The sequence below is a fragment of the Herbaspirillum lusitanum P6-12 genome, from assembly GCF_000256565.1.
GTDB classification, from domain to species: domain Bacteria; phylum Pseudomonadota; class Gammaproteobacteria; order Burkholderiales; family Burkholderiaceae_D; genus Herbaspirillum; species Herbaspirillum lusitanum.
Genome location: NZ_AJHH01000714.1, coordinates 1 through 8657 on the forward strand (window position 1 = coordinate 1; position 8657 = coordinate 8657).

The 8657-nt window shown below is 62.4% G+C and carries 9 protein-coding genes and 2 pseudogenes; 6 read left to right on the forward strand and 5 right to left on the reverse strand.

The features are described 5' to 3' along the window. The 5 genes from HLUSI_RS0123195 to HLUSI_RS0123215 all read left to right on the forward strand — a co-directional run. The coding region (locus HLUSI_RS0123195; protein ID WP_016836211.1) for an ornithine cyclodeaminase family protein at window positions 1–834 on the forward strand (834 nt) is incomplete at its 5' end. A gap of 255 nt (window positions 835–1089) precedes the next feature. Continuing rightward, the gene (gene budC / locus HLUSI_RS0123200) at window positions 1090–1851 is read left to right on the forward strand and encodes a meso-2,3-butanediol dehydrogenase (protein ID WP_016836212.1); all 762 of its coding nucleotides are present in this window, start codon (window positions 1090–1092) and stop codon (window positions 1849–1851) included. Between the two features lie 36 nt (window positions 1852–1887). Further along, a complete protein-coding gene (locus HLUSI_RS0123205; protein WP_016836213.1) occupies window positions 1888–2082 on the forward strand; it encodes a hypothetical protein in 195 nt (64 codons plus the stop codon). Window positions 2083–2192: 110 nt separating this feature from the next. Next, window positions 2193–2534, forward strand: a complete 342-nt coding sequence (locus HLUSI_RS32030; RefSeq protein ID WP_083458183.1) for a helix-turn-helix domain-containing protein — start codon at window positions 2193–2195, stop codon at window positions 2532–2534. A 2-nt stretch (window positions 2535–2536) separates the two neighbouring features. Next, on the forward strand, window positions 2537–3880 hold the full coding sequence (locus HLUSI_RS0123215; protein ID WP_016836215.1) for a type II toxin-antitoxin system HipA family toxin: 1344 nt from the start codon (window positions 2537–2539) through the stop codon (window positions 3878–3880). A 1-nt stretch (window position 3881) separates the two neighbouring features. Here HLUSI_RS0123215 and HLUSI_RS0123220 read toward each other — a convergent pair whose 3' ends face one another. The 3 genes from HLUSI_RS0123220 to HLUSI_RS0123230 form a co-directional block, all read right to left on the reverse strand. Continuing rightward, window positions 3882–4217, reverse strand: a complete 336-nt coding sequence (locus tag HLUSI_RS0123220; protein ID WP_016836216.1) for a 4Fe-4S binding protein — start codon at window positions 4215–4217, stop codon at window positions 3882–3884. Then, window positions 4214–4561, reverse strand: a complete 348-nt coding sequence (locus HLUSI_RS0123225; RefSeq protein ID WP_016836217.1) for a hypothetical protein — start codon at window positions 4559–4561, stop codon at window positions 4214–4216. The genes HLUSI_RS0123220 and HLUSI_RS0123225 overlap by 4 nt, the downstream gene beginning before the upstream one ends. A 110-nt stretch (window positions 4562–4671) precedes the next feature. Further along, window positions 4672–5256: an RNA polymerase sigma factor gene (locus tag HLUSI_RS0123230; RefSeq protein WP_029363931.1), complete on the reverse strand. Its 585-nt coding sequence runs from the start codon at window positions 5254–5256 to the stop codon at window positions 4672–4674. Window positions 5257–6200: 944 nt separating this feature from the next. On the opposite strand from HLUSI_RS0123230, the pseudogene HLUSI_RS34850 reads away from it, so the two are divergent. Then, window positions 6201–6579, forward strand: a pseudogene (locus HLUSI_RS34850) (GGDEF domain-containing protein). Here HLUSI_RS34850 and HLUSI_RS0123245 read toward each other — a convergent pair. Beyond that, a complete protein-coding gene (locus HLUSI_RS0123245) occupies window positions 6576–8441 on the reverse strand; it encodes a peptide transporter (protein WP_016836221.1) in 1866 nt (621 codons plus the stop codon). The pseudogene HLUSI_RS34850 and the gene HLUSI_RS0123245 sit on opposite strands and share 4 nt — an antisense overlap. Before the next feature lie 23 nt (window positions 8442–8464). Then, window positions 8465–8657: pseudogene (locus tag HLUSI_RS0123250) on the reverse strand (threonine ammonia-lyase); the annotation flags it as partial.

The following is an 8657-nucleotide window of genomic DNA, read 5'->3' on the forward strand; positions in this document are numbered from 1 at the left end:
GCGCAGCAGGCACGCGTGCGCACCAGCGCATCCAACGGCGTGATGCTGTCGATGATGGGCGCGGTGATCCCCGATGCGGGCATTGCCGGCGCCAAGGTCTACACGACCATCAAGGGCGCGTTCAAGTTCGTGATCACGCTGTTTTCGACCGAGACCGGTGCACCGCTGGCGACCATCGAAGGCGACACCATGACCGGCCTGCGCACCGCCGCCGCGACCGCAGTGGCTTGCGATGCGCTGGCGCGCAAGGACGTCGAGACGCTGGCCGTGATCGGCACCGGGGTGCAGGCGCGCTCGCACATCCCGGCGCTGCTGCAGGTGCGCAAGTTCAAGGAAATCCTGATCGCAGGCTTGTCCGGACAGCAGGAGCTGGCTGACGAAGTGACAAAAACCTACGGCGTGCCGGCGCGCGTGGTCGAGATCGACGACGCCGCCCGTCAGGCCGACGTGCTGGTGACCGTCACACGCGCATCGACACCGCTGTTCTCGGGCGACTTGTTGAAGCCGGGCGCCTTTGTCGCCGCCGTCGGCGCCAGCAAGGCTACCGTACGCGAGCTGGACGACGTCGCCATCAAGCGCGCCGCCGCGCTCGTGGTCGAGTGGAAACCGCAGGCGCAAATCGAAGCCGGCGACCTGGTGCAATGCGCACCGGGCACCTTCGACTGGGCCAATGTGTGGGAGCTGGGCCAGGCCGTCGACGGCAGCATCGGCTACAAGCGCAAGGAAGGCAAGGACGACGATATCGTGATCTACAAGGCCATCGGCATCGGCCTGGAAGACGTGGCGCTGGCGGGCCTGGCGTATCGCAAGGCGGCGGCGCAGAACGGCTGGTAGGCTGGTACCTTGCCGATGAAGCAATAGCCCGGTGCAAACGGCGGCCTGCGAGTCGCCGTTTTGTTTTGTGCTCCGCTCGCTGCTTCCTCGCCTCCTCTTCTCTCCTACAGCAGCTTGCGGCACTGTCCGATGTCCATCGGCGGCGCGCCTGACTACAGTAATATCTATCCCCCATCATTTTCCCGTCCCGCCTTGTTGCATCCCGGCGGCAAGGCGCCTCCGCGTCCCCAGGGAAATCTCACATTGGAGACCGCCATGAACCGTTTTGAAGACAAGGTCGTCATCGTCACCGGCGCCGCATCCGGCATGGGCAAGGCCACCGCGCATCGCTTTTCCAAGGAAGGCGCCAAGGTCGTGCTGGCCGATCGCCAGCATGAAAAACTGCAGGAGACGCTCGAGGAGTTGCCGGCCGATCGCACTGCGGCGCGCCTGACTGATGTCTCCGCGCATGAACAGGTGCGCGACCTGATCGATTTCGCGATTGAAAAATTCGGCAAGCTCGACGTGCTCGTCAACGATGCCGGCATCCACGTGCCCGGCAATGTGCTTGAGGTCAGCGTCGACGACTGGCATCGCGTGCAGGCGAACAATGTCGACAGTGTGTTCTTCGGCGCGCGTGAAGCGATCCCGCACCTGGCCAAGACCAAAGGCAGCATCGTCAACGTCGCTTCGGTCTCGGGTCTGGGCGGCGACTGGGGCATGAGCGCCTACGATACGTCCAAGGGCGCGGTGGTCAATCTCACGCGCGTGCTGGCGCTGGACTTCGCCAGGAAGGGCATCCGCGTCAACGCGGTCTGCCCGACGTTCACCTATACCGGCATGACGGCGGACATGGCTGACAACAAGGCGCTGATGGCGAAATTCGCCGAACGCATTCCGCTAGGACGCGGCGCCCAGCCGGAGGAAATCGCCGCCGTGATCGCTTTCCTCGCCAGCGAGGATGCGGGCTTCGTGACCGGGGTAAATATGCCGGTTGACGGCGGACTCACTGCATCCAACGGCCAGCCCGGCCAGTAGCGTCCACCAGCATCAATGATCAAGAGAGGAACCGTCATGTCCGATCGCCCCGTTCTACATCGACCGCAAGCTCCGCAATCCTCCGGCACCGCCGACGCGCCGGTCAATCCCGACCGTGAATACGAGGATTCCACCGAGAGCAAGCTCGACCACAGCAAGCCGCCGCATCACGACAAGACTGCGGCCGACAAGAAGCACAAGGATGAGCCGCAGATGTCGGTTGGCAAGTAAAATGGATTAACAATCTTTAAGTTGTTTTATTGATATACAACTTATATATTGTATTTGCAATTTACAACTCAAAGGGTGTAGCATGAATCTTCACCTCCATGGAGATCTGCATGCTCTATCCCATCAAAACCCTCAGTCAGCTTCGGCCGATCCTGCAAGGCTTTCGCAAGGAAGCAGGACTGACCCAAGCGGCGCTGGCGGAGCGCTTGGGCATGTCCCAGCAGAATTATGCCAAGCTCGAAGCCAATCCGGCCTCGGTCAGCATGGAGCGTCTTCACGCTGTATTCAGCGTACTGAACGTGGAGATGGCGTTAAGCCAGGCAGGAACTGCCGTCACGGTAACCACTTCGCCCGCAGTGCCAACGCGCAAACCTACACTCAAGACAACAACAAAAGAGCCGCAATCCCTGCGCCGCGTCACTTCGCCAGCCATTAAAAAAGAGGTCTGGTAACCATGGGTCGCCGTACGCTGACGCAACGACTCTTCGTCTGGATGAATGGCATTCGCGTGGCTGCCTGGGACAAGACCCGGGACGAGGAACGCCTGAGCTATTTCCCAGAGTGGCAGGAGCAGGAGGAAGGACGGCCCCTGTCGCTCTCGCTGCCGTTCACGCCAAATAACTTGGTCTACCGCGGCGCGCTTGTTTCTTCCTTCTTCGACAATCTCTTGCCGGACAACGATGCGATTCGCCGTCGTCTGGCGCAGCGTTATCACGCAGAAAATACCGATCCATTTTCTTTGCTGGCAGAACTCGGCCGCGATTGTGTCGGCGCCATTCAGCTCTTGCCCCCGGACGTAGCGCCGACGGATTTGTTTTCCATTTCCGGCAGACCTCTGGACGAGGCGGAAGTCGCGAATCTCCTGCGCAACACCACGAGCGCCGCGATTCTCGGACAGACCGGCGAGCACGACGATCTGCGCCTGTCCATCGCTGGCGCGCAGGAAAAGACTGCGCTGCTTTATCACGAGGGCGCATGGCATTTGCCGCAAGGGAGTACGCCGACCACACACATCTTCAAACTGCCGCTGGGACTGGTCGGCAACCGGCGCGCCGACATGCAGAGCTCGGTCGAGAACGAATGGCTGTGTTCAAAACTGATGGCCGCATATGAATTGCCGATCGCTCATTGCGACATCGGCCGTTTCGAAGATCAGAAGGTGCTGATCGTCGAGCGTTTTGATCGCAAGCCGGCGAGTGATGGCAGCTGGATCATTCGCCTGCCGCAGGAAGACATGTGCCAGGCAACGGGAACGCCGTCCCTGCGCAAATATCAGGCGGATGGCGGCCCCGGCATTGCCGACGTCATCCATGTGCTTGACAGGTCGGATAAGGCGCAGCAGGACAAGCGCAATTTTTTCAAGACGCAGATCGTGTTCTGGTTGCTGGCGGCGACCGACGGCCATGCCAAGAATTTCAGCATCGCCCATCTGCCCGGGGGGAGTTATTGCGCCACGCCTTTGTACGATGTTTTGTCGGCGCATCCGATCACCGGTCCGGGGCCGAACCAGATGGCGGCACAGCGTCTGAAGCTGGCGATGGCTGTGCGCAGCACCAGCAACTACTATCTGATCGACAGAATCCAGCGCCGCCATTGGGGCGCGCAAGCAGCCCAGGTGGGACTCGGCGCTGCGGCGGCCGAAGAGATCATTGAAGAAGTCATCGCGGCGACTGACGGCGTGCTTGATGCAGTCGGCAGGCAATTGCCAGAAGATTTTCCTGCCAAGCTGGCGGACGTAATCTTCAGCGGCGTCGCCCGTCAGTGCAAGCGACTCGCCGCCATGCCTGCAGGCGTCTGAACTACGCGGCGCGCACCAGCGTGATGGCGCGCTCGGGACAAGCCGTGACGCACAGGCCGCAGGCGCGGCAGGCATCGGCATTGGGCGTGTAGGCGACATGCATGCCGTGCACGCGCAGTTTGAATTTGTTGAGGACGCCCAGCGACTGGTAGTCGGCGGCGTCGATGCGGCGGATTTCAAAGACGTCTTCCGGGCACACCACCAGGCAGTCGCCCTTGCCCTCGCAACGGTTCAAATCGATCGCCGGCACGATGACGCCGGGAGCTTGTTTGCAGCCGCCGGCCACCTGTCGCTGCGCCGGCGGCTGCTCTGAAGTTCGATCCAGGATTTTATTCATTGCGGATCTTTGGGGGCGGCGGACGGACGCGCATCGGCGACGTCGTTGCGGCCCCAGCGGCCGCGCCAGCCGCGCATGCCCTGCTTGAATTTCTCGCGTTCTTCATCGCTCATCTGTTCCCAGCGCTGGCGGTGATGATGATGGCAGCCGCGTCCGCGGAAGCCGCCGAACAGAATCTTGCTCAACACCAGCAAGCCCAGCGCCTGCAGGTACGCAATCTGATGCACCCCCGGGAACAGCGACGGCAACAGCCAGTTCCACAGCGACATGACGACCCAGCCCAGCGCGGCGACCCCGGCGATGACGAGTACCAGGATTTTCCAGAATTTGCGTTGACAGCCCATGTTGTCCTCCTTTGCTTGATGCGAGTGAGCGAATTAAAAGATAAGAAAAAATAAGAAAATGTGAAAATTCGTAGCCGGTCGGAGCGGCTTTCAGTACACGCTTCCGACCTTCAATCCAGTTCGTCGTACAGCGTCTGCAAGCGTGAGCGCAGATGCAGTACGGCGTAGCGTTTGCGCGCCAGCAGTGTGTTCACGCCGACGCCGGTTTCTGCGGACAGCTCCTTGAAGCTGCGCCGTTCGAGTTCATGGGCGATGAAGACGTCGCGCTGTTCCGCCGGCAGTTCGTCCAGCGCGTCGTGCAGCTCGGCCAGCAGCAGCGAGCGCGCATAGGCGGCTTCCGGGCCGGCGTCGGTGTCGGGCAGCAGTTGCTCGAGCCAGCCGTCGTCTTCATCTTCATCTTCGCCGCCGGAAACAGGCAGCGCCTGCTCGCGCTTCTTGCGAAAGCGGTCGACGATGCGGTTGCGCGCCACCCGGAACATCCAGGCGCCGACCTGCTCGATCGGCTCGGGCAGGCGACAGGCCTCCACCAGTTCGTAGAACACGTCCTGGAGAATGTCTTCCGCTTCGGACGGATCCGGCACCCGCGTACGGATGAAGTTGCGCAGGCGTGAACGCTCGCGCAGCACCGTGTCGGTAATACGTTTATTGTTGTTGTCGGCTTCGGCCATCGGTGTTGAAGGCAGCATCGTTTCCATGCCGTGAAGACGGATCACGGCGGCGGATATTGTGGGATACGGAAAATAAACATGGAACAGCGGGCGGGGCGCTCACCGCCGATGCTAGCGGCAATTGCCTGCAGGCGGGGCCGCGGGACTGAAAATTACCGGAGATTGCCTGATTGATATTGTCGCAATGACATGAATGTGTGGCGCGATTATACGTGCCGGGGGCAAAACGCGATGTCGCTCATTTGGGGGATATACAGTTCGCCGATATCGTTTTACATTCTCTGCATCAGCGCAGAACAACAGAAAAAGAACAGAAAAAGAACAGAAAGAACAGAAAGAGCAGGCAATGATCTTATGACCGTTTCAACATGACCAACCTGCGTGCGGCCCGCAGCGACCAGCAGCCGCCCGGCTTCGGCCCGGCCGCTGCTGCGTCCGTGCGTTTGCCCGGCCATCCGGCCAGCGAACCCGACGAGCGCCTGGGCCAGCTATTGTGGAACGTCACCTCGCTGGCCGGCATGTTGTGCGACACGCCCATCGCGATGGTGTCGCAGTTGCAGGGTCAGTTCGACTGCACCGAAACCGGCGCGCTGTCGTTGACCGCAGCGGTCGCGCTCGACGGCGGCATGGATCTGCGCCGCCAGTGGTGGCGCTTGTCCGGGCAGTCGGACATTGTCTGCAGCACCGCCGATTTCGGTCTGTGCGAATCGGCCGCGCTCACGCCCGAGCGCATCACTGAAATCAGCGACCTTACCCTCGACCAGCGCTTCGCCCCTGACGGCATGGCCAAGGGACCGACCGGCTTGCGCTTCTATGCCGCCATGCCGATGTGCAACCAGCGCGGCGACCTGCTCGGCACCTTGTGCGTGCTCGACCGCAAGCCGCGCCTGCTCGAGCCGCACCAGCGCAGCGGCTTGCATCTGCTGGCGCAACAATTCATCACGCAACTGGAATTGCATCGCGACCTGCAGATGCTGCAACGACAGACGCTGACCGACCCGCTCACGGGCGCAGGCAACCGGCGCGGCTTCGACCGCCGGCTGCGCGAAGAATGGTCGCGCCATCTGCGCAGCGGCGAGGTCTTGTCCTTGCTGATGATCGACGTCGACATGTTCAAGCAGCGACGAGTTTGCGGTGATTCTGCCCAACACGCCGGAGGTCGGCGCCGAACTGGTGGTGGAGCGCATCCAGGCCATGCTGCAGGCAGCGAAGTGGCCGCATTGCCCGGTCAGCATCAGCGCCGGCGTGGCGACCTTGTCGCCGGGCGAAGTCTGCGATTTCGCCACGCTGCTGCAGCGCGCCGACCAGGCCATGTACATGCGCAAGCACAGCCGCCGCGGGGACGACTAGTCCCGTCTGTTCCGGTCCTTGTCCTTGCCTTGCAAGGCCGCCAGCATCAGCTGGCCCATGATTTCCGGACGACCATTGAAGATGGTCTGCACCGCATCGACCCCGGTCAGCTCGCGCCGCAGCTGATTGCGCAGCGCGTGGTCGTCGGCCAGCCGCACGGTGGCCTTGACGTACTCATCGACCGTCGGCGTCACCAGCCATTGCGGGAATTTCAAGCGTCCGAACAAGCCTTCGTCGATGTGCTCGTGCACCTCGGGTCCGGTCTTGCACACGCCGACCAGGCCGGCGCTGACGGTGTCGATGATGCCGTTGGTGTTGCCGAACGGGAAGGGGTTGATGAACATGTCGCAGCGCGCGATCACCTGCATGTAGGCGCCGTACTGCTGGTGCGGATAGACGGTGGCGGCGTCGCCGAGGAATTGCCCGATCACGCGCTTGACCTGCGGATAGATCAGCATGCCCTGGGCCTGCCCGATCAGGAAATGGAAATGGATCCTGCTGTTTGCCTCGCGCAGGATGCGCTGGCAGGCGCGCAGGAAATCGGGATTGAGCTTCATCGTGGTGGACGCCACCACGATCTGCACCACGTCGGGCGTCTCGCGGATTTCCGTTGGCAAATCCAGTTGCTTCGCATGCGCCGACGCGCGATACGGCATGCCGTCGCTGGGCAGGCGCAGCAGCTGCTCGCTGAAGCAGGCCGGATCGCCAACGTAGTCGTCCTCGACCACGACGTAATCCATCTCGGGCGAGTGCGAGGTCGCCGGATGACCGAGCGCCATCGCCTGTACCGGCGCCAGGCGCAGGTTGGACAGGAACATCGTCAGCGCGAACATGCCGACGCTGGGCATGTAGAACACTTGTGCGGCCTTCTCTTGCGCGACGCCGCGGATCTGCTTCAATTGGTCGAGGATTTCGCCCGGCGCGATCTCGACGAATTCATCGAACACCGCGCGGCCGGCCTCGTCCACCGTGCTGGCGTAGCCCATGCCGACCACGTGGAAGAGTTCGCGCGCCGCTTCCAGCGTGCGCGAGTGGGTGCGGTAGATCGAGTGCGCCGAGCTGAACCATTCCACCACGACCAGCAGCACGGGTTTGCGCTTGCCACCTGGGCCATCAGCCTGGATCGGCGTATTTAGTGACGTAATGCCGGCACATTCGATGCTGCGCCGGATCAGCGCATTGATCGGCTTCTTGATGTCGTGCTTGTCGGCGCGGCGGGCGTAGCTGCAGTGCATGTAGACGTCGTGCAGGATGCCGGCCGGCAGCTGCGCCAGGTCCTCGATCTGTTCCAGCCGCGCCGACAGCCACGGCAGGATCTGCTCGCGCTTTTCGTAGGCCACCGGCGTGGCCAGCAGGCGCGGCGACAGCAGCGCCAGGCACAGGCTGGCGACCAGCGTCTTGTCGTGCGCCCAGAAGGCGTCGAGGTCCATCGGGATTTCGGACTCGGGCGAATACAGAAGGCAGAACTTGATCAGGTCGCGATTGCTGATTTCCACCTCGCGCAGGTTGCCCTTGCCGCGAATGTTCCAGGCGCGCACCACGTGGTCGGCATTGCGGAACGAGCTGGCGGCGAACAGGCTGGACAGCCAGCGATGCATCACCAGCATCTGGCCGAAGCCGAGCTGGGAGAACTGGAACTCGCTGTCCGCGAACAGGCAGGAAATCGCCGCCGCGATGCGCGTGACAACGTGCTCGTTGAGTTCGTCGGCCTGCACGCTGGAGAGCGGCTTGGCGGTGAAATTCTCGCCCGGCAGGCCGTAATTGGCGTCCAGCGCCGACAGCAGCGCCATCAGCTCGCGCGCGGCCTCCTCATGCTGGCGCGAGTAGGCCAGGTATTCGAAATTCTCCAGCGAAAACGCCATCGCTCCCCCGTTCTCGTGCTTTTTTAGTGTTGCTCTTCGGCCTCGAAGCCGGCCTGTCGCAAGGCGTTCAGCACCAGCGCCAGGTGTTCGCGGCCGCGCGTCTGCAGGACCAGTTCGATGTCGACGTTCTGCGCCGCCAGCATGGTAAAGGCGCGCTGGTGATGCACTTCGTCGACGTTGGCGCCGGCTTCGGCGACGGTGGCGGTGATGCGCGCC

Excerpts from the sequence above, each read along its gene's own strand:
- HLUSI_RS0123205 (WP_016836213.1), top strand. The coding sequence starts at position 1,888 with ATGTCCGATCGCCCCGTTCTACATCGACCGCAAGCTCCGCAATCCTCC.
- HLUSI_RS0123245 (WP_016836221.1), bottom strand. The coding sequence starts at position 8,441 with ATGGCGTTTTCGCTGGAGAATTTCGAATACCTGGCCTACTCGCGCCAG.
- budC (WP_016836212.1), top strand. The coding sequence starts at position 1,090 with ATGAACCGTTTTGAAGACAAGGTCGTCATCGTCACCGGCGCCGCATCC.
- HLUSI_RS32030 (WP_083458183.1), top strand. The coding sequence starts at position 2,193 with ATGCTCTATCCCATCAAAACCCTCAGTCAGCTTCGGCCGATCCTGCAA.
- HLUSI_RS0123225 (WP_016836217.1), bottom strand. The coding sequence starts at position 4,561 with ATGGGCTGTCAACGCAAATTCTGGAAAATCCTGGTACTCGTCATCGCC.
- HLUSI_RS0123230 (WP_029363931.1), bottom strand. The coding sequence starts at position 5,256 with ATGGAAACGATGCTGCCTTCAACACCGATGGCCGAAGCCGACAACAAC.
- HLUSI_RS0123220 (WP_016836216.1), bottom strand. The coding sequence starts at position 4,217 with ATGAATAAAATCCTGGATCGAACTTCAGAGCAGCCGCCGGCGCAGCGA.
- HLUSI_RS0123215 (WP_016836215.1), top strand. The coding sequence starts at position 2,537 with ATGGGTCGCCGTACGCTGACGCAACGACTCTTCGTCTGGATGAATGGC.